Genomic DNA, 20699 nt, shown 5'->3' with positions numbered 1-20699 from the left:
GTGACACCGTGACCTCCACCGGAACCGTCGGGACCCGCCTCCACCGCCACCTCTTCGAGACCGAGCGGCGCTACCCGCAGGCGACCGGCGAGCTCTCCGCTCTCCTCTCCCAGCTCGCGCTCGCGGGCAAGCGGATCGCCCGCGTCCTCTCCCGCGCCGGCCTCGCGGAGGTCCTCGGGCCCTCGGGGCACACGAACGTCCAGGGCGAGGAGCAGCAGAAGCTCGACGCCCTCGCCAACGACATCTTCCTCGAGGCCTTCGCCTACGGGCAGCTCGTCCCGACCGTCGTCACCGAGGAGATGGACCTTCCCGCCCGCCTCCCCGAGAACGAGGCCGTCGCGGCCAGCGCGGGCAAGTACGTCGTCTTCGTCGACCCGCTCGACGGCTCCTCCAACCTCGACATCAACGGCGCCGTCGGGTCGATCTTCTCCGTGCGGCGCATCGGCGGCTCAGGCCCGATCCACTCCGAGGCCGAGCTCCTCGCGCGCATCTCGCAGGAGCAGGTCGTCGCGGGCTACTTCGTCTACGGCCCCGCCACGATGCTCGTCTACACCGCCGGGCCGAAGGCCGGCGTCCAGGGCTTCACCCTCGATCCGGGCATCGGCGAGTTCCTCCTCTCCCATCCCGACATCCGGATTCCCCGCCGCGGCACCTACTACGCCTGCAACGAGGGCTTCATCTCCACCTGGCCCGAGGGGCCGCGACGTTTCGTCGAGGCGCTGCGCACGCCCGATCCCGGGCGCGGCCGCCCGCGCTCCACGCGCTACTCGGGAGCCCTCGTCGTCGACGTCCACCGGATCCTCCTGCGCGGCGGCATCTTTCTCTACCCCGGCACCGACGGCTCGCCCGAGGGCAAGCTCCGGCTCATGTACGAAGCGGCGCCGCTGGCGGCCGTCGTCGAGGCGGCGGGCGGACTGGCGATCGACGGGCGCAAGCGGATCGTCTCCATCTTCCCCGAGGAGAACCACCAGCGGACCCCGCTCTACATCGGCAGCCGCGAGGACGTCGAGGAGCTGGAGAAGACGATCGCGTCCGCCCCCGCCGCCTGAAGGGCGGCGCGCTTCCCATTCCCCCGGGGCGCCCCTAGACTCCCCGCTCCCGGGGCGACCGGGAGACCTCAGGAGGACGAACATGCAGAAGTCCACGACGGCTCTCGTCTGCGCGCTCGCGCTGGCCGCCACCGCGGCGACCGCGCAGCAGAAGCAGGCCCCGAAAGCCGGAGCACCGAAGGCGAATGCCCAGGCCCCCGCCGTAGCGAAGGCCGAGGCCCCCGCCGCCGCGAAGAAGGAGTCGAAGATGGTGAAGACCGAAAGCGGGCTCGGTTACGAAGACGTCGTCGTCGGGACCGGTCCCTCCCCCGAGACGGGCCAGATCTGCGTCATGCACTACACGGGCTGGCTCTGGGTGAACGAGGCGAAGGGGACGAAGTTCGACAGCTCCGTCGACCGCGGCTCCCCGTTCGAGTTCCCCATCGGGCGCGGGCGGGTCATCAAGGGCTGGGACGAGGGCGTCTCCACGATGAAGGTGGGCGGCAAGCGCACGCTCCTCATCCCGCCCCAGCTCGGCTACGGCGACCGCGGAGCGGGCAACGTCATCCCGCCTGGTGCCACCCTCGTGTTCGACGTCGAGCTCCTGGGCGTCAAGTAGGGCCGGCGACTCTTCTCCAGAGGATCAGCGGCCCTCCCTCGGGGCGGGCCGCGATCGTCTCTCCCCCGGGCGAGGCGACGAGGAGCGAGAGCCCTGCCCCGAACGGCAGCGGCACCGCCTCGCGCCCTTCCCTCTCCAGGAGCAGCGCGTCGCGGATTCCGTACGTCCTCACCAGGACGCTCCCGCCCTCCGCGATCGCCGGGCGCGCGCCCGGCTCGAGGCGCACGTCGGGGCCGAAGGGGAGGGGCGTTCCCTCGGCCAGGCGCACCGAGAAGAGGAGCCCCGTGCCGGCGCGCGGCCCGGTCCTCTCCACGTCGTAGAAGAGGAGGCTCGCGCCGTCGGCGGTGAAGACCGGCCAGGCCCAGAACGCCGTGTCGGCCCGGGCCACGCGCCTCGGGCTGTGGCCGTCCCGCCGCGCCACCCACAGCTCGCTCGAGCTGCCGTCGCGGCGGACGAACGCCAGCTGGCTCTCGTCGGGCGAGAGGCAGGGCTCGAGGCCGTCCGCGACGAGCGTCCTCACGGGCGTCCCCGCCGGGAGCGGCACCTCCACGATGCCCTCCTCCGTCGTCCCGATCACCGCGCTACCGGAGCCACCCACGACGGGGCCGGCCAGCGTTCCGCCGAGGGCACGTCTCCGCAGACGCCCCGCGTCCGCGTCCAGGAGCTCGCCGCTTCCGAGGAGGGCGCGGCGGCCGCCCGGCAGGAGCGTCACCTCCATCGCCGGCTCGGCCGTCAGGGAGAGCGGCACGGCGGTCCAGGCGGCGGCGGAGGAGGGAGAGGGCCGGTTGTCGGGACGTGCCCTCCCCGCGGCGAACCCCGCGACGAACGCGACCAGGACGGCCGCCGCCGTCGCGAGCCAGAGGAGAGGGGGAACGCCCCGTGGACCCGGCGGCTCGGTGAGCCGCGGCAGCCCGGTCGACGAGGCGCGCGTGCTCCCGGCGAGCTCTGCCTGCAGCCTCTCGAGGTGCGGCAGCAGCTCGCGCGCCGAGGCGGGGCGCTTCGCGGCGTCCTTCTCGAGGCACCACGACACGATCCGCGCCAGGCGATCGGGCACGTTGGAGACGAAAGACTGGAGGGGCGAAGGGGTGTGGTTGAGGACGGCGTCGAAGGCGGCGTCGGTGCTGCTGCGCGCGAACGGCGACGACCCCGTCACCAGCTCGAACAGGAGGATGCCGAGGCCGAAGAGGTCGCTTCGGCCGTCGATCGCCCCGCCGAGCACCTGCTCGGGGCTCATGTACCCGAGCGTCCCCACGACGAACCCCGCGTGCGTCAGCGTCGGCGGGCCGTTCTTGGCCTCGTCCTTCGGCGACGGGGCGGCCGTCTGCGGGTAGATCCAGCGGACGAGGCCGAAGTCGGCGATCTTCGCGTTCCCCTGGGAGTCGACGAGGACGTTCTCGGGCTTCAGGTCCCGGTGGATCAGCCCTTTCTCGTGCGCGGCCACGAGCGCGCGGACGATCCCGACGGCCCAGCCGGAGATCGTGAGGAGATCGGGGCGAACGCCCCCCTTCAGGACGCGGCGGAGCGAGCCCCCGTCGACGTACTCCTCCACGAGGTAGCGCAGCCGCACCTCCCGCGGTCCGAAGGGGCCCTGGACGTTCACCGGGGCGTCCCCCACGTCGTGGATCGCCACGATGTTCGGGTGCGACAGCGCGGCCGCCGCGCGCGCCTCGCGCAGGAACCGCTCCACGGCGCGCGGGTCCTCCATCATCCCGACAGGCAGCACCTTCACCGCCACGTCGCGCATCAGGCGGGTGTCCCGGCCGAGATAGACCGATCCCATGCCCCCCGCTTCGATCGCGGAGAGGATCTCGTAGGGTCCGAGGCGTGATCCGGGCGGCAGGCTCATCGTTCTTCTTTCGGTCGGTGACGCTCCGGCCATCATGCTCAAGATCCGAGCGGGAGGCAACGCGGGCACCGTCTCGCTAGAATCGCCCGCGATGCTCCACCTCTCGCGGACGATCCACTTCAACGCCGCCCACCGTCTCTTCCGCCGCGACCGGTCCGAGGAGTGGAACCGCGAGACCTACGGCGCGGCGTCCAATCCCGCGGGCTACGGACACAACTACGCCCTCGAGATCTCCGTGGAAGGGGAGCCCGACCCCGAGCACGGCATGGTCGTCAACCTCACCGACCTCGACCGCCTCCTCAAGGAAGAGGTCGATCGCCCCCTCGACCACCGCAACCTCAACGAGGAGATCCCCGAGTTCCGCGACACCGTCCCCACGGCCGAGAACCTCGCCCACTGGATCTGGGACCGCGTCGACGCCCGCCTCCGCAAGGAAGCCTGGCCCTGCCGCCTCGCCGCCCTCACCCTCACCCTCACCCCCGGTTTCAAAGTCGAGCTCCGAGGGTAGGGGGAGGGGGTCAGGTCTACCTTCTACACTCTGCTCGCAGCAGAGTGTAGAAGGTAGACCTGACCCCCCCTCGGGAGGCCCCACCTAGAACGGGTGGATGGTGCGGACGCGGCCGCGCCAGGTCGCGTGTCCCGTCGCTCCGGCGGCTTTCGCGGCGGCGACGGCCTGCTCGCGGCCCCACGCCACTTCTGCCGGGGCGTGGCTGTCGGAGGAGAAGACGAGCGGCACGCCGGCGGCGACGAGCTTGGTCAGGAGCTTCGGGCCGGGGTACTCCTCGCCCACGGGCTTGCGCAGCCCCGCGCTCGAGACTTCCACCGCCACTCCCGCGGCGCGCGCCGCCTCCACCGCGGCGTCCTCGGCCGCCTCGCACTCCGGCGGGCGGTGGTGCCCGAACTTCTTCGCCAGGTCGAAGTGCGTCATCACGTCGAAGAGGCCCGACGCCGCCGCCTTCGCGACGAGCCTGTAATACGCGTTCCAGAGGTTCGCCGACCCCTCGCTCTCGTGCCGGGCGCCCGCGCCCGGCGCGTCGATCCACCCGCCGGCGACGAAGTGCACCGACCCGAGGACGACGTCCCAGTCGTACGGCGAAAGGAGCGCGCGCAGCTCCTCCTCGTGCCCCTCGGCGTAGTCCGCCTCGATCCCCAGCAGCACGTCGATCCGCCCCCGGAACTCCTCCCTCAACGCGAGGACTTCCTCGACGTAGCCGGGCAGCTCCGCCCGCGTCATCGCGAGCCCCGGGTCGGGGTCCTCGCCGGGGAGGAAGTAGAGCGGCACGTGGTCGGTGATCGCGATCTCGGTGAGTCCCCGCGAAAGCCCGTGGAGGACGTAATCTCGGGTCGCGCCGCCCGCGTGTCCGCAGCGTGCGGTGTGAACGTGGTAATCCGTTACGGCCATCGCGGCGGAGGGTAGCAGCCGTCCGGCAGCGAGGCGAAAAGAGGAGACAGGCATGGCGATCCGGATCAACCGCGTCTACACCCGGGGAGGGGACAAGGGCGAGACGAGCCTCGTCGGCGGCCAGCGCATCGCGAAGGACTCCATCCGGATCGAGAGCTACGGCACCGTGGACGAGCTCAACGCCATCCTGGGCGTCGTCCGCGTCACGAACCGCGACCTCCCCGGCGCCTCGCCCGAGGTGAAGGAGACGCTCGACGCCATCCTCTTCCGCCTCCAGAACGAGCTCTTCAACCTCGGCTCCGACCTCGCCACCCTCCCCGGCGACCGCCACCCGAAGCAGCCCGTCATCGAAGCGCACCACGTCGCGTTCCTCGAGGCGACGATCGACGACCTGAACTCCGGCCTCCCCGAGCTCACGTCGTTCGTCCTCCCCGGAGGAGGCCTCGTCGGAGCCCACCTCCACCAGGCCCGCACGGTCTGCCGCCGCGCCGAGCGCCTCGTCACCACGCTCGGCCGCCACGAGGCGATCGGCGACCAGTGCCTCGTCTACCTCAACCGCCTCTCCGACCTCCTCTTCGTCCTCTCCCGCTGGGCCGCCAAGGTCCGCTCCGAGCCCGAAGCCCTCTGGCGCCCCGAATAGGGCTGGGGGTCAGGTCTACCGTCTACACTATACTGTCGGCATGAGCCGACCCCTCCGCCTCGACCACGCCGGCGCCCTGTGGCACGTCACCTCACGCGGGAACGAGCGTCGGGAGGTCTTCCTCGACGACGCCGACCGGCGCGAATTCCTGCAGCTCCTCGGCCGCAGCGTCGAGCTCTTCGGCTGGAAGCTCCACGCCTGGGTCCTCATGGGCAATCACTACCACCTCCTCGTGGGAACGCCCGAGGCCACCCTCTCGCGCGGGATGCGCCAGCTCAACGGCGACTACGCCCAGCACTTCAACCGGCGTCACGGGCGCGACGGGCACGTGTTCCAGGGCCGCTTCAAGGCGATCCTCGTCCAGCGCGACGCCCACCTGCTCGAGGTGTCGCGTTACATCGTCCGCAATCCCGTCGGCGCCGGCCTCGTGGCTTCCGCGGGCGACTGGCCGTGGTCCAGCTTCCGGGCGACCGCGGGCCTGGAGAGCACACCCGAGTGGCTCGACACGTCGTTCCTGCTCGAGCAGTTCGGCTCCCGCCGCGCCACGGCCGCGGCGAAGTACCGGGAGTTCGTCCTCGACAAGGACGCCGCCTCCTACGATCCCTGGGGCCAGGTCCTCGGCCAGATCTACCTCGGCTCGGCGTCGTTCGCCGAGGCGGCCCGGGCGGGGGCGAAGGCGACCGACGAAGGCCGCGAGGTGCCCCGGAGGCAGCGCGAGCCCGTTACGCCGTCGGTCGAAGCGGTCATCGGCCTTTTCGAGCAGGCCTTCGGGCTGACCCTCGCCGAGCTGCGTCAGCGTCCGCGAATCCTCTCGCTGGAACGGGCGATCCTGGCGGGCGCACTCAGGAAGCACGCCCGCGCCACGCTCCCGGCCATCGGAGAGGCGCTCGGCGTCGAGGTGTCCCGCGCGTCGATCCTCGCCCGGCGCAACGCGCCCGAAGGGGCGAGCAAGGACGTGCGCAAGAAGGTCGCCGCGCTCGAGAAGCTCCTCTCGGAACGCTCCGCGTAGAGTGTAGAAGGTAGACCTGACCCCCTCCTCCTCGGGTTAGAGGCGTTCGAGGATGCGGGGGGGGAGGTAGGACTTCAGCTCGGCGTGGCCGGGGGCGAGGTGGGGGTGGAGCTCGAAGACGGCGAGAGCCGCCTTCTTCATCGGCACCTCCACGTCCTTGCGCCCCGAGACGAGGCGGCCGACGAGGCGCCCCATGTGAGGCTCGTGGCCCACCAGGAGCACCGACTTCCACTCCGCCGTCTCCACCTCCGAGAGAATGCTCATCGGGTCCGAGCCGGGGAGCAGCGCCTCCGTGACGATGGGCTCACCCTTGAAGCGGCACGCCGCGATCACCGGCTCGGCCGTCTGCCGGGCGCGCAGCAGCGGCGAGAGGAGAATCGCGTCGAACCCAGGCTCCATTCTCGCGATGGCGCGCGCCACGAGCTTCATCCGTTTCGTACCCGCGTCGGTGAGGGCGCGGTCCGCGTCGAGACCGCTCGGGGAAAGGGCTTCCGCCTCGGCGTGACGCAGGATGTAGAGGAGCATCCCGAAAAATCTACCACACGGCGATTTCGAAAAGAGGGTCGCGACGCCGCCTCGAGAAGAGCGCCGTTCTCCAACGGGAAGGAAGTCGGGGTTTACTCCTGAAGGCTCGCGAGCATCTTCGCGAAACGGTTCGCGTGCGACTTCTCGGCGCGCGCGAGCGTCTCGAACCAGTCGGCCACTTCGGTGAAGCCCTCCTCGCGGGCGGTCCTGGCGAAGGACGGGTACATCTGCGTGGCCTCGTACGTCTCGCCCTCCACCGCCGCCTCGAGGTTCAGCTCGGTCGTGCCGAACGGGAGACCCGTGGCCGGGTCGCCCGCGGCCTTGAGGAAGTCCATGTGGCCGTGCGCGTGCCCCGTCTCTCCTTCCGCCGTGTCGCGGAAGTTGCCGGCGATCTCGGGGTAGCCCTCGATGTCGGCCTTGTCGGCAAAGTAGAGGTAGCGACGGTTCGCCTGGCTCTCTTCGGCGAAGGCGCGCAGCAGGTTGGCGTGAGTCTTCGTTCCCTTGAGATCGGCCATCCGGAACCTCCTGTCTGAGCCCGCAGTAAACTCCCCTTTCGGGGTCAGGTCTACAGCGAGGAAACCATGCCGAACAAGAGCCACTACAAGGTCGTCATCATCGGGTCGGGGCCCGCGGGCCTCACCGCCGCCATCTACGCCTCCCGCGCCAACCTCGAGCCTCTCGTCCTCGAGGGCGTCCAGCCGGGCGGGCAGCTCACCACCACGACCGAGGTCGAGAACTACCCCGGCTTCGAGCACGGCATCCAGGGCACCGAGCTGATGGACGTCACCCGCAAGCAGGCCGTCCGCTTCGGCACCGAGGTCGCCACCGACACCGTCGTCGACGCCGACCTCGACAAGCGCCCCTTCACGCTCTCCCTCGAGAGCGGCGCGAAGGTCACGTGCGACGCCCTCATCATCGCCTCCGGCGCCACGGCCAAGTACCTCGGCCTCCCGAGCGAGCAGAAGCTCATGGGGCACGGCGTCTCCGCCTGCGCCACGTGCGACGGCTTCTTCTTCCGCGGCAAGGAGGTCGCCATCGTCGGCGGCGGCGACACCGCCATGGAAGAGGCGAACTTCCTCACCAAGTTCGCGACGAAGGTCTGGCTCGTCCACCGCCGCAACGAGTTCCGCGCCTCGAAGATCATGGCCCAGCGCACCCTCGACAACCCGAAGATCGAGGTCCTCTGGGACAGCACCATCACCGAGATCCTCGGCGAGCCCGAGACCGGCGTCGCCGGCATCCGCGTGAAGAACCTCAAGACCGGCGCCGAGCGCGAGATCCCGGTGAAGGGCTACTTCTCGGCCATCGGCCACGAGCCCAACACGAAGATCTTCCGCGGCAAGCTCGCGATGAACGACGTCGGCTACCTCGAGGTGAAGCACCCGACGACCTACACGTCGGTCGAAGGCGTCTTCGCCGCCGGCGACGTCGCCGACCACATCTACCGCCAGGCCGTCAGCGCCGCCGGCGAAGGCTGCAAGAGCGCCATCGACGTCGAGCGCTGGCTCGCGCACTGAGCCGGGGGCGCTGCCCCAAGATGGGGTCAGGTCTACCTTCTACACTCTACGCGGCCCGCGTAGAGTGTAGAAGGTAGACCTGACCCCCAGCTCCCTACTCGGCGCCGGCCATCTTCAGGAGATCGCTCTTCGAGAAGTCCGATCCCTGCGCCCAGCGGACGAGAGCGGCTTGCACGGGGTCCTTCGTCGCGGCGGCCCCGCGCAGGGCCTCCTCGGCGCGCTCGCGCTGGTCCCTCGTCCCGACGCTCCGGACGATCGCCATCTGGATGATCGCCTCGCCGCGAAATCGCAGGTCGGGCAGCGTGCGGATCGCCTCGGCGAGCTCCTCGACCTTGCGGTCGGTGATCCGAAAGCCTCCCTCGTCGAGGACCGAGAGCTTCGTGACGAGCTGCTGCGTGCGTAGCCTCTGCGGGGCGTGCTCTCCGAGGACGATCGCGGCCACGAGCGCCGTCGGCGCCTCCCCGCGGCGTGAGGCGATCTCGTAGATCCCCTGCGCGCCGCTCCGGATGCACGCGAGGCCGACGAGGTCCTGGATGACGGTCGTCCCTTCCTGGCGGAGCAGGCGCCCCCAGCGGATGGCCCTTCGGCAGTCGTCGAGGGCGCCAGGGGCATCGGGATCCGCCAGCGCGCGCGAGACCCACGACTTCGCCACGTTCAGCGACACGAGGAGGTTCGGGATCGGCGTCTCGAATCCCCGGATCGGAAGGATGTCGGGGTAGAAGCGCATCGTCGCCTGGTCGGCCCACGGCTCGGCCTCCCTGAGGAGCGGATCGTCCGGCGGGAGGACCTTCCCGAGGTCCCGGGCGCCGTCCACCCGGCGCTTCATCGCGGCCTCCGCCTCCGCGAATCGCGGCCCGTCGGGCCTCGTGAAGTCCTTCAGCCAGAGGGCCGCATTCGCGGGCCCGTCGCCGAGCGGCGCGAGGAGGTCGAGGTCGGTCCGGAACGCGACGGGCCAGCCGTCCATGCCGGCCGGCGAGCCCCAGTAGGGGACCTCGAGCAGTCCTGCGGGGAGGGCGGCCGGGGCGGGGACACGGGCTGCGGGGGCGGCCTCGGTGTGCCGCAGGAGGTTCAGCGCCGGGTGGCCCGGCGCGCCCCGGTCCTCGGCGCGGAGGAGCCGCACGCCGAGCGTGGCTGCGAGGGCGATCACGAGCGCGAGGGCACCGAGGACGTAGGTTCGGGAGCGGTTCACAGCGGACCTCCTTCGAGGGCAAAACCCGCGGCAGCGCGCGGGGAGTTCTCGGCAAGGCGGGAGAGCTGCGCGACCTCGGTCAGCTCGAGCTCGGCGCCTGCCGCGGTGACGACGGCACGGCCCTCCCGCGGGACGCGGGCGTGGGCGAACGTGAGGACGAGGACGGCGGTCAGCCAGGCGACGCGCAGGCTCCGGCTCGTGAAGAGAGCCGTCCAGCGGTCGGGCGCTGGGGAGGCGGCCATCGCCGCGCGCCCGGCCCGAAGCGCAGCCTCGCGCAGCCCGGGCGGCGGGGGAGGGGGCTCGAAGCCCCGGAACAGGTCGTCGCGATTCATCGAAATCCCTCCATCAGCCGCCGAAGACGCGCGAGCCCGAGACGGCAGCGGCTCGCCGCGGTGAACGTCGGCACGCCGGTGATGCGCCCGATCTCGCGGTAAGAGCACCCCTCGACGTGCCGCAGCGCAACGGCTTCGCGCTGGGCCTCGGGCAGCTCGGCAAGGAGCCGCGACATCCGCTCGGCCTCGACCCTTCGTCCGGGGTCGTGCACCGGGGCGGCCACGAGCGCGGCGCTCTCGATCGGCTCGGAACGTCGGCGCTCGCGGCGCCGCACACGATCCATGGCGGCGTTGTGCGTCACAGCCAGGAGCCACACGTGCGGCGTCGACACCCGCGAGAGCTCCACCCGCCGGGAAGCCAGCCGGACGAAGACCTCCTGCACCACGTCGCTCGCGTCTTCCGCGTTCCCGGTCCGCCAGAGCGCGAGCCCGTAGAGCCGACGGCTCGCCACCTCCCAGATCGTCTCGAGGGCCGCGGCATCGCCCCCGGCGAGAGCCTGGAAGGAGCCCCGCAGCGCCGCGGCCCACTCCACATCCCGACCAGGGCCCGCGGGAGCTTCGACGTCCATGACGAGTTCCATCGTACGTAAGACGTTCCCGCCCCAACGTCTTGTCACAAGCAGGAGGGGGTCAGGTCTACCGTCTACACTCTACGCGACCGCGTAGAGTGTAGACGGTAGACCTGACCCCCAGCCTCCCTCTCTACTTCGGCAGGGCCTTTCTCTCCCCCTGGTCCGTCAGCTCCAGCTTGCCGAAGCCTCCGCCGAGGAGCGAGCGCTGGTGGAAGGTGCAGACCTTGTAGTAGCAGCCGGCCCCGTCGCACGCCTCGGCGGCGGCGGCCATGTGGCGCGACTCCACCGGGCTGTCGCCCCCGGAGACCCGGTCGATCCACCAGTCCTTGTCGACGATGGCGAGGCGCTTGATCCCCTTCCAGCCCGCGTTTCCGAGGAGCTTCTTCATCTCCGCCTCGAGCGCGGCGTTCTTCATCTTCGCCTCGGGGAACGTGGCCGACGCCGCCACCGCCCCCTTCATCTGCTCGTGGAGCTTGGCGTAGGCGGCGTAGTCGCTTCCCTCCACCGTGAACGACCCGGTCGACTTCGATTCTCCGAAGTCGAAGTCGCGCAGCACCACAGTGTGCCGGCCGGGGGAGAGCTGCCCGAGGAAGAACGTGTAGGCCTCGGGGCCCACCTTCAGGTTCTTGTGACCCGCGCCCCAGGCGAGCCCGGGGTCCTTGTACGCCGTCATCTGCGCCGGGTCGGGCGCCACGTCCACGCGCAGCGCCTTCGACTTCATCAGGCCCGGGTTCTTGAACGTCAGGTACTGGTAGTGCACCGCCTGCCCGTCGATCTCGAGCCGGAGCATCACCTGGTCCTTGCCCGGGTAGACCTCGGCCAGCGGCTTCTCCCACTGCATGAGGGCGTAGATCCTCTCGCCCGCCTTGAACGTCGTCGTCAGGCTGGCGGGAGCGGCCGGGTCGATCGGTTTCGTCGAGAAGACGACCTTCCCGGCGCCGAAAGCCGGCAGGTCGAGGGCCAGCGACACGAGAGCGACACAGACCGCGCGAAAAGCACGAACCACGAGAGCCTCCTTCTGCCGCCTTGCAGCAATCTTATCCCCTCCTCGAATGGGGTCAGGTCTACCTTCTACACTCTACGCGGCCGCGTAGAGTGTAGAAGGTAGACCTGACCCCCAGCCCTCCTCGTGGGCTTTGACATTCCGGGCGGGCGGCGGTATGTTCATCGGCCCTTTTGACCCGAGGTCGGGGGAGGAATCGATGTACGCCGTTATCCGCACTGGTGGGAAGCAGGTCAGGGTCGCCAAGGGCGACGTCATCCAGATCGAGCGTTTCCCGAAAAAGACCTTCGTCAAGGGCGATGCGCTCGAGCTGCCCGAGGTCCTGGCCGTCGGCGATGGGGACACCCTTCGTCTCGGCTCTCCGCTCGTCGCTGGCGCCGCCGTTCACGGCGTCGTCGTGCGCGAGATGAGGGGCCCCAAGCTCATCGTCTACAAGAAGAAGAAGCGCAAGGGGTACCAGCGGTCCCACGGGCACCGCCAGAACCTCATCGAAGTCCGGATCGACTCGATCTCGGCCTGAGACACCCGAGGACGCTGCTATGGCTCACAAAAAAGGTCAGGGTTCCTCCCGCAACGGCCGCGACTCCAACGCCCAGCGCCTCGGCGTGAAGCGTTTCGCGGGCCAGTGGGTCACGGGTGGCTCGATCCTCGTCCGGCAGCGGGGCACCCCGCTCAAGCCGGGCGACAACGTCGGCCGCGCCAAGGACGACTCGCTCTTCGCGATGGTCGACGGCATCGTCGACTTCAAGGACAAGGGTCGCCTGGGCCGCTTCGTCAGCGTCAAGCCTGGCGCGCACCCGAGCACCGAGGCTCCTGCTGCCAGCTGATTCCGGCCGGGGCGCCTTCACGGCGCCCCGAACCGAAACCTCCGGCGCGGGTCTCTAGGAAATGTTTCTCGACGAGGCGTCGATCCAGGTCGTGGCCGGCGATGGCGGCAACGGCTGTGTCGCGTTCCGCCGCGAGAAGGGCGAGCCTCACGGCGGCCCGAACGGCGGCGACGGGGGAGACGGCGGCAGCGTCCGCTTCCACGCCGACGAGAACTTCAACACCCTCTACCCCTTCCGCTTCAAGAAGCGTTTCGCGGCCGGCCGCGGTCAGCACGGCATGGGCTCGAACTGCAAGGGCAAGAAGGGCTTCGACGTCGACATCACCGTCCCCGTCGGCACCGTCATCAAGGACGCCGACTCGGGCGAAGTCCTCGCCGACCTCGCCGAGCACGAGCAGTCCTTCGTCGTCGTCCAGGGCGGAAAGGGCGGGCGCGGCAACCAGCACTTCGCCACGCCGTCGCACCGCACGCCCCGCCGCGCCGACCCCGGCGGCGAGGGCGAACGGCGTGCCCTCGCCCTCGAGCTGAAGCTCCTCGCCGACGTCGCCCTCGTCGGCTTCCCGAACGCCGGCAAGTCCACCCTCATCGCCGCCATCTCGGCCGCGCGCCCGAAGATCGCCGACTACCCCTTCACGACGCTCGTCCCCAACCTCGGCGTCGTCTCGTGGGAGCGCTTCAAGACCTTCGTCGCCGCCGACGTCCCCGGCCTCATCGAGGGGGCCAGCGAAGGCCACGGCCTCGGCATCCGCTTCCTCAGGCACGTCGAGCGCTCGCGCCTCCTCTGCCACCTCGTCGACACCGCGGCCCTCGACCCCGAAGACCCCGACGCCGCCGCCGAGAAAGCCGTCTCCATCATCGAGGGCGAGCTCCAGGCCTTCGCCCCCGAGCTGGCCGCGCGCGAGCGCGTCCTCTGCGCCAACAAGATCGAGATCGCCTCCGAAGAGCAGATCGCCGCCATGAAGGCCGCCGCCGAGCGCCGCGGGCTGCGCTTCTTCGCCATCTCGGGCGCGGCCCACAAGGGCCTCGACGCCCTCGTCACCTGGCTCGGAAGCCGGCTCGAGGCGATGCACGCCAAACCCGTCCCCGTCCTGCCCGTCGAGTCGATCCTCCCGCCCGCCGAAGGGTAGAGCGGTAGACGCCCGATGCTGCACCGCACGCATCTCCTCGGCATCTACGGTGGCTCCTTCGACCCCATCCACCTCGGCCACCTTCTCCCCGTCGAGGAAGCCCGCGCCGCCACCGGCCTGGACGAGATCCTCTACGTCCCCGCCTTCGCACCGCCCCACAAGCCGCTGGGGCCGTCGGCCTCGGCGTTCCACCGCTTCGCCATGTGCGCCCTCGCCCTCGAGGCGTACCCGCACCTCGTCCTCTCCGACTTCGAGGCCTCGCGCGGCGGCACCACCTACACCGTCGAGACCCTCCGGCACGTCCGCGCCAACCACCCCGAGAGCGAGGTCCTCCTCGTCGTCGGGTCCGACTCGATGGCCGGCCTCGGCACCTGGCGCGAGTGGCGCGAGATCGTCGCCGACCACCGCATCGTCGTCGTCTACCGCGAGGGCGTCGACTACGCGTCCCTGCGCGAAACGCTCCCGCCCGAGCTCTCCGCCCGCCTCGCCCCGCTCGGGGCGCGCCCCCACGACGAAGTGGCCGAGAACCAGACCATCTTCTGGGCCGGGAACGCCCCGGTTACAATCTCGTCCACGTGGATAAGAAGCGCACTCCCGAGCGTCCAAAGCCTGAGCGAAAGTCTGCCCCCCGCGGTGGAGCGGTACGCAAGGCGTCACCGCCTGTACGTCGCCCCCTGACGGGCGGGAACGAAGACGGCGAAGCCGGCGACCGCGGCCAAGAAGGCCGCCCCCGCTCGCAAGGCCGCTGCCCCGAAGAAGCCCGCGTCCGGCCGGCGCCCCGCCGTTCCGCGCAGCCTCGGCATGGGCAAGCGCGCCCCCGTGGGCCCGCCTCCCGTCCCGCCCGCCGGCGCCGTCGACGAGATCATCGCCGACACGCTCACGAAGAGCCGTGGCAAGCGCGCTCCCGCGGCCACCGCCGCCGCCGAGAAGGCCCGGGCAGACCGCAACGCCGAGGCCGACCTGCGCGTGCAGCACCAGATGCAGCGCTCCGTCCAGGCGCTCCTCGACAAGAAGGCCGAGAAGCTCGTCGTCCTCAACCTGAAAACGCTCAACGCCTTCGCCGAGTACTTCGTCCTCGCCTCCGCCACCAACGAGCGGCAGTGCCAGGCGATGTCCGACGCGGTGGAGCTGGCGATGAAGGCCGAGGGGCGGCGCACCTACTCCCACGAGGGCTACAGCAAGGGCGCGTGGATCCTCCTCGACTACGGCGACGTCGTCTTCCACCTCTTCCACGAGGAGGCCCGGCGCTTCTACGGGCTCGAGCGCCTCTGGGGCGACGCCCCGGAAGAGACCCAGGCCTTCACGAAGACCACCTGAGGCTGCGGGGCCCAGAGGCGTGACGCTCTTCGCCACGCGCCACCGCGGCCTCGCCGCAGAGCTCGAGCGGCTCGAGCGGAGCCTCGACTCCGACGCCACCGTCCTCCTCCTCGGCGCCCCCGGCACCGGCAAGGACCGTCTCGCCCGCCTCCTCCATTCCCGCTCGGCGCGCGCGGCCGCGCCCTTCGTCCGCATCGACCTCGCCGCCCTCTCCGACGACCTCTTCGACAGCGAGCTCTTCGGGCACGAGCGCGGCGCCTTCACCGGAGCGGTGGCGGGCAAGCCGGGCCTCCTCGAAGGCGCGGACGGCGGCACCCTCTACCTCGACCGCATCGACGTCCTCACGCCGCGCGCCCAGGGAAAGATGCTGCGCGTCCTCGAAGAGCGCGTCTTCCGGCGCGTCGGCGGCACGCGCGAGAACCGCGTCGACGCCCGCTTCGTCGCCTCCGCCGCGCCCGACCTGCCGCGCCGCGTCCGCACGGGCGAGTTCCGCGAAGACCTCTACTACCGCCTCGCCGTCCTCACGGTGAAGCTCCCCGCCCTCGCCGAGCGCCGGGGCGACGTCCTTCCCGCCGCCCGCGCCCTCCTGCGCGAGGCGGGCGGCCCCTTCGCCTTCACCCCGGCGGCCGTCAAGGCCCTGCGCTCGCACCCCTTCCGGGGGAGCTTTCGCGAGCTGGAGAACGTCGTCCGGCGCGCCGTTCTCGAGGCGAGAGCCCGCGGCGCCGACGCCGTCGACGAGCCCCACCTCGGCCTCCTCTCGGCCTCCGACCCCGAGGCCATCCTCACCGCGGCCTCCCGCTCCGGCTGGACCCTGCGCCGCCTCACCGACGCCTACGTCGCCCTCGTCCTCGACGAAGCCGGCGGCAACGTCGCCGAAGCCGCCCGGCGCCTCGGAGTCGCCCGAAAGACCCTCTACGCCCGGAAATAGCCGGGGGTCAGGTCTACCTTCTACACTCTGCGGCGCCGCCGCAGAGTGTAGAAGGTAGACCTGACCCCCAAAGAGGAAACCCGCTCCGGCAACGCCCCACCGTGCTAGAGTCCCGCGACTCTGGACGGGCGCCCCGACAGTGATCGGGAACTCTGGAAGAGGGAGAAACCCATGGTGACGAAACCCTCGGCCGCGGGCAAGAAAGCCCCGGTGAAGACCTCCGCCAAGCCCCCTTGCGAAAGCCCCCTGTAAAGCCCCGCCAAGCCGCCTGTAAAGAACACCGTGAAGACGCCTGTGAAGACTTCTCCCAAGCCCCCCGTCAAGGCCCCCTCCAAACCCGTCGCCAAGGCCCCCGTGGCCCCGGCCGCGAAGCCGGTCGTCAAGCCCGTCGCCAAGGCCCCGGCGAAGCCTGCCGAGAGGTCCGGGAAGGACCCGTTCGAGAAGTACCGCGGTCGTCTCCTCGTGCGACAGGAAGAGCTCATCCGCGACATCTCGCGCAACCGCGAGGTCACCGACGAAACGGTGGACGAGCAGGCGCAGGACATGGTCGACCGCGCCACCTCCGCCTACACGCGCGAGTTCGCTTTCTCCCTCTCCGGAGGCCGACCGCAAGGCCCTCCTCCTCATCGAGCAGGCGCTCCTCAGGATCGACCAGGGCACCTACGGCGTCTGCGTCCACTGCCAGGGCGTCGTCCAGGACAAGCGGCTCGAGGCCGTTCCCTGGGCCCGGCACTGCCTCGAGTGCCAGGAGATGCAGGACAAGGGCCTGCTCTGATCCTGCAATAGCCCCCCATGCGCGGCGACCCGTTCGGCGCTCTCGCGCCGCTCCTCGCGGCCGCCGCGAGCGCCCCGCTCCCCCCGGTGCTCACCATCCTCGGCGACGACGAGTGGTTCGTCGCCGAAGCGGCGCGCCGCGTCTCGAAGGTCTTCTCCGGGGCCTTCCCCGACGGTGAGGTCACCGAGTACGACGGCACCGGCAACGGCGTGAAAGAGGCCGTCGCCGACGCGGCCACCATCGCCCTCTTCGCCACGAACCGCCTCGTCTCGCTCGACGTCACCGACCTCCTCCGGACGAAGAAGCTCACCGCCGACGAGATCGACGCCCTCCTCGACGAGGCCGAAGGCGCCGGCCTCGGCGCCGCGCCGGGCGCCCCCTCCGAGCCCCGCGTCCTCGACCGCCTCGCCCGCAAGGCCCGCGGCCTCGCGCGCGACGCCGGCGCCCTCGTCGAGGGCGACCCCGCCGAGACCGCGCGCAAGCTCACCGGCCGCGTCAAGCGCAGCGACCGCGCCCCCGAGCTCGCGCAGCTCCTCTCCCGTCCCGTCGACGACGGCGAGGCCGCCGAAACCGCCCTCGGCCGCCTCCTCGACTACGTCCTCCGCGCCCGGGCGGGCGACAACGTCCTCCTCCTGCGCGCCCTCTCGCCCGACCCCGACCACGCCGCCCTCGCCGAGCTGCGCCGCGGGCCCCTCGCGCGCCTCTACGCCCCCGACGACGCCGAACGCCGCGGGCGCCTCCACGCCCTCGGCCTCGAGCGGGTCCTCGAGCGGGGCAAGAGCGCCGAGCCCGACGTCTTCGAGACCCTCACCGAGCGGGGCCGCCTCACCGCGCGCGCCTTCCTCTCCGAGCTCGACCGCCTCGTCGACACCGCCGCCGGCCCCCGCGTCACCGCCGAGGCCGCGGCCCGCCTCGTCGCCGACGAGCGCAAGGAATACGGCTCCGACTTCGTCGAGGCCGTCGCGCGCAAGAAGTTCCTCGACGCCCTCCGCATCGCCGAACGCCTCTTCGCCGCCGACGACTTCACCGCCTTCCGCTCCTTCGGCAAAGACGCCCCCGCCGCCCCCGCGAAGAAGGGTCCGAAAGGGGAGGCCGCCTTCTTCCCGCTCCTCGGCCTCCTCGCGGGAGAGGTCCGCCGCATCCTCGCGCTCAAGGCGGCCCTCGCCGAGCCGGGCGCCGAGCCCCCCGCGCGCCGGGCCGACTACCGCGTCTTCGTCGACCGCGTCCTCCCGCGCCTCAAGACCCCCCGCCCCGGCGCCGCGCCCGTCCCCGTCGACGGCCACCCCTTCGTCCTCCACAAGGCCTACCTCGCCTCCTTCGACTGGACGGTCGACGAGCTCGCCGCCGCCCTCACCGGCCTCGCCGCCATCGACCGCGGCGTCAAGACCGGCCTCGGCTCCGGCCCCGACCTCCTCCAGTCCTGGCTCCTCGGAATGGCCGCCCCGACGGGGTCTTCCCCAAAGGGGTCTGGTCTACGCCCTACACTCTACGGCGCGCCGTAGAGTGTAGGGCGTAGACCAGACCCCATGCCGGTGGGTTGACTCTCCCGAGTCGAAAAGCCTATCCTCCCTCGGCTTCAAGCAGCCCGGTCGTGCTCGCCTTGCGGACCGTGCAGGCGGTCCGAAAAAAGAGACGGTGCTCGCCGGGACGAGGGTGGCCTCATGGACTTTGGTCCTGCCACCCAAGGGGCCGGAGGCTCGACATTTCGGCCACTTTCTATTTCTAACTCATTAACCTGTAACAACTTATGCCGCCAACAACGCCTCGGGTTCCCGCCCTCACGGGCCGTTTCCTCGTTCTTCTTTCCGACCGCTCCGTCCGCATGTCGGTCGCGGCCCTGAGGCGCGCCGCGGGCCCCCGTATCGCCACCACCCTCGACGTCCGCTCGGGCTTCCTTTCCCCCGAGCAGGCCGAGGGCGCCGACGCGGTCTACTTCGACCGCCTCGGCGTGGCGCTCGTCAACGTCGACCCCCGCGACGCCGCCCGCACGGCCCGCATCCGCTCCGCCGCCGCCGACAACGCCGCGCGCATCCTCGCGGTCGAGCCCGAGCGGTACGTCCACGCCTACGGGCCTCCCCCAGGGCGGCGGCCCGCCCCGCAGGCCGAGCCGCAAGGCCACCTGGGGCCTCCAGGCCACCGGCGCCGCCGCCTCCGCCTTCTCGGGCAAGGGCGTCAAGGTCGCCGTCCTCGACACCGGCTTCGACCTCAAGCACCCCGACTTTCCGTCGCGTTCCGTCACTGCCGTCAGCTTCGTCAAGGGCTACAAGGCGCAGGACGGCCACGGCCACGGCACCCACTGCATCGGCACCTCCTGCGGGCCGAGGTCGCCCTACCACCCGCCCCGCTACGGCGTCGCCTACGGGTCCGCGATCCTCGCGGGCAAGGTCCTCGACGACAACGGCGGCGGCGCCGACGGCGGCATCCTCGCCGGGCTGAACTGGGCCATCGCACAGGGCGCGCGCGTCGTCTCAATGTCGCTCGGGGCCGAAGTCACTGTCGACGACCCCTTCAGCGAGATCTTCGAAGCCGTCGGCCAGCGCGCGCCCTCGCCGCGGGCACCCTCATCGTCGCCGCCGCCAGCAACGAGCGACCGGCGCACCGGCTGGTACGCCCCCGTCGGCCACCCGGCCAACTGCCCTCCATCCTCGCCGTCGGCGCCCTCGACTCGAAGATGCAGCTCGGCTACTTCTCCAACCGCGGCCTCAGCCCCAACGGCGGCCAGGTCGATATCGCCGCCCCCGGCGTCGACGTCCTCTCCGCCTTCCCCATGCCCGAGCGCAGCGCCCGCCTCTCCGGCACCAGCATGGCCACGCCCCACGTCGCCGGCCTCGCCGCCCTCTGGGCCGAAGCGCACCCGACGGCCACCGCCACCGAGATCTGGACCCTCCTCACCCAGCACGCCCGCGGCTTCCCGCTCCTCGCAACCGACATCGGCGCGGGGCTGGCGATGGCGCCGTAGAAGTGTAGAACGAAGACCAGACCCCTTGCATTCCCGAATCGGACCATAATTCTGGTCTAAAATCAGACCATGACGACTCTCCCCCTCTCGGAAGCGAAAACGCACCTGGCCCGCCTCCTCTCCCGCGTCGAAGAAGTGGGCGAGCAGTTCGTCATTACGAGATCCGGCCGGCCCGCCGGGGTTCTCATGTCCGTCGACGAGTACGAGGGGCTCTCGAGACCCTCGAGATCCTAGCGGACGCCGACCTCGAAGAGCATCCGGCGGGGCTCGACGACCTCGGTGAAGGGCCGCACGGTCGGCCACGAAGAGGTCTGGGGTTGACCTGGGAGGTCGTCTATACGCTCACGGCGAAGGCGGCCATCCGGAAGCTCCGATCCGGGACCCCGGAACAGGGTGCGGGCCGCCGTCGACGGGCTCGCGAAGGACCCGCTGCAAGGGAAGTCCCCTCCGTTCACGCTGAAGGGCTGCGCTCCTGGCGCACCGGAGACTGGCGAATCATCTACAGGCCGAGGCGGAGAAGGTCGTAGTCGTCGTCGACGGTGGGGCACCGGCGCGACGTCTACGAGCGGGGTCCGCCGGCTGCTCCTGAGCCCCGCAGACTGTAGGACGATATACCAGACCCCAACGGAGCAAGACCTCGACTGGTATCTCGCCTCCCGAACTTCACCGTCGGGCCGGAAGTGAAGAACGAGTGTCGTCGACCGAGCTTTTTCCGCTCGCCAGGCGCGCCTCGATTCCGAGTTGGCCCGATGCCTCCCCCTCCTCGCGGGTCCGGGAGGGAGCGGAACGAGTAATCCTCTTCGGCTCCTCCACTTGAGCGAGGACGGTGCGGACTCGACCGTAAACCTGGTCGTCGTAAGAAGACAGGCTGCCGTTCTGAAAGAAGAGAGTCACCGAGATACGCCAGCTCCTGAAGCCGAGACTCTTAGGACGTGATCGTCTACACCCCGAGGAGATCAGGCGGCCCCTAGGTAGGGAGCGAACCTTCGTTCAGGACGGTTCTGGGCAGGGCGGCGGCCTCTGCATGAACGCCGCTGAGCGCTGGATGTCGTTCGCCCGCGAGGATCTTCACGCAGCCGAGATCC

General features: G+C 70.8%; 22 protein-coding genes and 2 pseudogenes. 16 read left to right on the top strand and 8 right to left on the bottom strand.

Annotation, left to right across the window (positions count from 1 at the left end):
* Window positions 1-8: 8 nt before the first annotated feature.
* Together fbp and IPN03_08725 are read left to right on the top strand one after the other, a co-directional pair.
* The gene (gene fbp / locus IPN03_08730) at window positions 9-1049 is read left to right on the top strand and encodes a class 1 fructose-bisphosphatase (GenBank protein MBK9373799.1); all 1041 of its coding nucleotides are present in this window, start codon (window positions 9-11) and stop codon (window positions 1047-1049) included.
* Window positions 1050-1131: 82 nt separating this feature from the next.
* Window positions 1132-1647, top strand: a complete 516-nt coding sequence (locus IPN03_08725) for an FKBP-type peptidyl-prolyl cis-trans isomerase (protein MBK9373798.1) — start codon at window positions 1132-1134, stop codon at window positions 1645-1647.
* Here IPN03_08725 and IPN03_08720 read toward each other — a convergent pair.
* Window positions 1640-3493: a serine/threonine-protein kinase gene (locus IPN03_08720; protein ID MBK9373797.1), complete on the bottom strand. Its 1854-nt coding sequence runs from the start codon at window positions 3491-3493 to the stop codon at window positions 1640-1642. The two genes, IPN03_08725 and IPN03_08720, sit on opposite strands and share 8 nt — an antisense overlap.
* Before the next feature lie 34 nt (window positions 3494-3527).
* On the opposite strand from IPN03_08720, the gene IPN03_08715 reads away from it, so the two are divergent.
* On the top strand, window positions 3528-4001 hold the full coding sequence (locus tag IPN03_08715) for a 6-carboxytetrahydropterin synthase (protein MBK9373796.1): 474 nt from the start codon (window positions 3528-3530) through the stop codon (window positions 3999-4001).
* Window positions 4002-4085: 84 nt separating this feature from the next.
* Here the strand turns inward: IPN03_08715 and IPN03_08710 are convergent, their stop codons facing one another.
* Window positions 4086-4895, bottom strand: a complete 810-nt coding sequence (locus IPN03_08710) for a histidinol-phosphatase HisJ family protein (GenBank protein MBK9373795.1) — start codon at window positions 4893-4895, stop codon at window positions 4086-4088.
* A gap of 52 nt (window positions 4896-4947) precedes the next feature.
* Here IPN03_08710 and IPN03_08705 point away from each other — a divergent pair, with 52 nt between their 5' ends.
* The gene (locus tag IPN03_08705) at window positions 4948-5535 is read left to right on the top strand and encodes a cob(I)yrinic acid a,c-diamide adenosyltransferase (GenBank protein ID MBK9373794.1); all 588 of its coding nucleotides are present in this window, start codon (window positions 4948-4950) and stop codon (window positions 5533-5535) included.
* A 76-nt stretch (window positions 5536-5611) separates the two neighbouring features.
* Entirely contained in the window at window positions 5612-6544 is a 933-nt protein-coding gene (locus IPN03_08700) for a transposase (GenBank protein MBK9373793.1), read from the top strand.
* A 36-nt stretch (window positions 6545-6580) separates the two neighbouring features.
* Here the strand turns inward: IPN03_08700 and sixA are convergent, their stop codons facing one another.
* Entirely contained in the window at window positions 6581-7069 is a 489-nt protein-coding gene (gene sixA / locus IPN03_08695) for a phosphohistidine phosphatase SixA (protein ID MBK9373792.1), read from the bottom strand.
* Between the two features lie 92 nt (window positions 7070-7161).
* Entirely contained in the window at window positions 7162-7584 is a 423-nt protein-coding gene (locus IPN03_08690; protein ID MBK9373791.1) for a rubrerythrin, read from the bottom strand.
* A 66-nt stretch (window positions 7585-7650) separates the two neighbouring features.
* On the opposite strand from IPN03_08690, the gene trxB reads away from it, so the two are divergent.
* Window positions 7651-8586 (top strand): thioredoxin-disulfide reductase, encoded by a 936-nt coding sequence (gene trxB / locus IPN03_08685; GenBank protein MBK9373790.1) that lies wholly within the window; start codon window positions 7651-7653, stop codon window positions 8584-8586.
* Between the two features lie 94 nt (window positions 8587-8680).
* On the opposite strand, the gene IPN03_08680 is transcribed toward trxB, so the two are convergent.
* From IPN03_08680 to IPN03_08665, 4 genes are all read right to left on the bottom strand, one after another.
* Window positions 8681-9775 carry a hypothetical protein gene (locus tag IPN03_08680; GenBank protein ID MBK9373789.1) on the bottom strand — a complete coding sequence of 365 codons (1095 nt, stop codon included), beginning with the start codon at window positions 9773-9775 and terminating at the stop codon, window positions 8681-8683.
* Window positions 9772-10107 (bottom strand): hypothetical protein, encoded by a 336-nt coding sequence (locus tag IPN03_08675; GenBank protein MBK9373788.1) that lies wholly within the window; start codon window positions 10105-10107, stop codon window positions 9772-9774. Before IPN03_08675 ends, IPN03_08680 begins: the two co-directional genes overlap by 4 nt.
* Window positions 10104-10676 (bottom strand): sigma-70 family RNA polymerase sigma factor, encoded by a 573-nt coding sequence (locus IPN03_08670; protein ID MBK9373787.1) that lies wholly within the window; start codon window positions 10674-10676, stop codon window positions 10104-10106. Before IPN03_08670 ends, IPN03_08675 begins: the two co-directional genes overlap by 4 nt.
* Before the next feature lie 133 nt (window positions 10677-10809).
* Window positions 10810-11685 carry a hypothetical protein gene (locus tag IPN03_08665; GenBank protein MBK9373786.1) on the bottom strand — a complete coding sequence of 292 codons (876 nt, stop codon included), beginning with the start codon at window positions 11683-11685 and terminating at the stop codon, window positions 10810-10812.
* Window positions 11686-11881: 196 nt separating this feature from the next.
* Between IPN03_08665 and rplU the strand changes: the two genes are divergently transcribed.
* The 10 genes and pseudogenes from rplU to IPN03_08615 all read left to right on the top strand — a co-directional run bounded on the left by rplU (window position 11882) and on the right by IPN03_08615 (window position 19935).
* A complete protein-coding gene (gene rplU / locus IPN03_08660) occupies window positions 11882-12202 on the top strand; it encodes a 50S ribosomal protein L21 (GenBank protein ID MBK9373785.1) in 321 nt (106 codons plus the stop codon).
* Window positions 12203-12221: 19 nt separating this feature from the next.
* A complete protein-coding gene (gene rpmA, locus IPN03_08655; GenBank protein MBK9373784.1) occupies window positions 12222-12509 on the top strand; it encodes a 50S ribosomal protein L27 in 288 nt (95 codons plus the stop codon).
* 61 nt (window positions 12510-12570) lie between these two features.
* Window positions 12571-13635, top strand: a complete 1065-nt coding sequence (gene obgE, locus IPN03_08650) for a GTPase ObgE (GenBank protein MBK9373783.1) — start codon at window positions 12571-12573, stop codon at window positions 13633-13635.
* Between the two features lie 15 nt (window positions 13636-13650).
* Window positions 13651-14313 (top strand): nicotinate (nicotinamide) nucleotide adenylyltransferase, encoded by a 663-nt coding sequence (gene nadD, locus IPN03_08645; protein ID MBK9373782.1) that lies wholly within the window; start codon window positions 13651-13653, stop codon window positions 14311-14313.
* A gap of 300 nt (window positions 14314-14613) precedes the next feature.
* On the top strand, window positions 14614-14952 hold the full coding sequence (rsfS, locus tag IPN03_08640; protein ID MBK9373781.1) for a ribosome silencing factor: 339 nt from the start codon (window positions 14614-14616) through the stop codon (window positions 14950-14952).
* 19 nt (window positions 14953-14971) lie between these two features.
* Window positions 14972-15880, top strand: a complete 909-nt coding sequence (locus tag IPN03_08635; protein MBK9373780.1) for a sigma-54-dependent Fis family transcriptional regulator — start codon at window positions 14972-14974, stop codon at window positions 15878-15880.
* A gap of 409 nt (window positions 15881-16289) precedes the next feature.
* On the top strand, window positions 16290-16655 hold the full coding sequence (locus IPN03_08630) for a TraR/DksA family transcriptional regulator (protein MBK9373779.1): 366 nt from the start codon (window positions 16290-16292) through the stop codon (window positions 16653-16655).
* A 17-nt stretch (window positions 16656-16672) separates the two neighbouring features.
* Window positions 16673-18157 (top strand): hypothetical protein, encoded by a 1485-nt coding sequence (locus tag IPN03_08625; protein MBK9373778.1) that lies wholly within the window; start codon window positions 16673-16675, stop codon window positions 18155-18157.
* Between the two features lie 245 nt (window positions 18158-18402).
* Window positions 18403-19614 (top strand): annotated as a pseudogene (locus IPN03_08620) (S8 family serine peptidase).
* 69 nt (window positions 19615-19683) lie between these two features.
* Window positions 19684-19935, top strand: a pseudogene (locus IPN03_08615) (type II toxin-antitoxin system Phd/YefM family antitoxin).
* The last annotated feature ends 764 nt before the right edge of the window (window positions 19936-20699 follow it).

This window comes from Holophagales bacterium (assembly GCA_016719485.1).
Lineage (GTDB): Bacteria > Acidobacteriota > Thermoanaerobaculia > UBA5066 > UBA5066 > UBA5066.
The sequence above is the reverse complement of the archived record's forward strand: the minus strand, read 5'-3'. Positions and strand labels throughout refer to the sequence as shown.

What these genes read in the sequence shown, in the direction of transcription:
- obgE (MBK9373783.1), top strand. Translation starts at nt 12,571, where the DNA reads ATGTTTCTCGACGAGGCGTCGATCCAGGTCGTGGCCGGCGATGGCGGC.
- IPN03_08725 (MBK9373798.1), top strand. Translation starts at nt 1,132, where the DNA reads ATGCAGAAGTCCACGACGGCTCTCGTCTGCGCGCTCGCGCTGGCCGCC.
- IPN03_08720 (MBK9373797.1), bottom strand. Translation starts at nt 3,493, where the DNA reads ATGAGCCTGCCGCCCGGATCACGCCTCGGACCCTACGAGATCCTCTCC.
- rplU (MBK9373785.1), top strand. Translation starts at nt 11,882, where the DNA reads ATGTACGCCGTTATCCGCACTGGTGGGAAGCAGGTCAGGGTCGCCAAG.
- nadD (MBK9373782.1), top strand. Translation starts at nt 13,651, where the DNA reads ATGCTGCACCGCACGCATCTCCTCGGCATCTACGGTGGCTCCTTCGAC.
- rsfS (MBK9373781.1), top strand. Translation starts at nt 14,614, where the DNA reads ATGCAGCGCTCCGTCCAGGCGCTCCTCGACAAGAAGGCCGAGAAGCTC.
- IPN03_08690 (MBK9373791.1), bottom strand. Translation starts at nt 7,584, where the DNA reads ATGGCCGATCTCAAGGGAACGAAGACTCACGCCAACCTGCTGCGCGCC.
- trxB (MBK9373790.1), top strand. Translation starts at nt 7,651, where the DNA reads ATGCCGAACAAGAGCCACTACAAGGTCGTCATCATCGGGTCGGGGCCC.
- IPN03_08625 (MBK9373778.1), top strand. Translation starts at nt 16,673, where the DNA reads ATGCGCGGCGACCCGTTCGGCGCTCTCGCGCCGCTCCTCGCGGCCGCC.
- IPN03_08715 (MBK9373796.1), top strand. Translation starts at nt 3,528, where the DNA reads ATGCTCAAGATCCGAGCGGGAGGCAACGCGGGCACCGTCTCGCTAGAA.
- rpmA (MBK9373784.1), top strand. Translation starts at nt 12,222, where the DNA reads ATGGCTCACAAAAAAGGTCAGGGTTCCTCCCGCAACGGCCGCGACTCC.
- IPN03_08710 (MBK9373795.1), bottom strand. Translation starts at nt 4,895, where the DNA reads ATGGCCGTAACGGATTACCACGTTCACACCGCACGCTGCGGACACGCG.
- IPN03_08705 (MBK9373794.1), top strand. Translation starts at nt 4,948, where the DNA reads ATGGCGATCCGGATCAACCGCGTCTACACCCGGGGAGGGGACAAGGGC.
- IPN03_08675 (MBK9373788.1), bottom strand. Translation starts at nt 10,107, where the DNA reads ATGAATCGCGACGACCTGTTCCGGGGCTTCGAGCCCCCTCCCCCGCCG.
- IPN03_08670 (MBK9373787.1), bottom strand. Translation starts at nt 10,676, where the DNA reads ATGGACGTCGAAGCTCCCGCGGGCCCTGGTCGGGATGTGGAGTGGGCC.
- sixA (MBK9373792.1), bottom strand. Translation starts at nt 7,069, where the DNA reads ATGCTCCTCTACATCCTGCGTCACGCCGAGGCGGAAGCCCTTTCCCCG.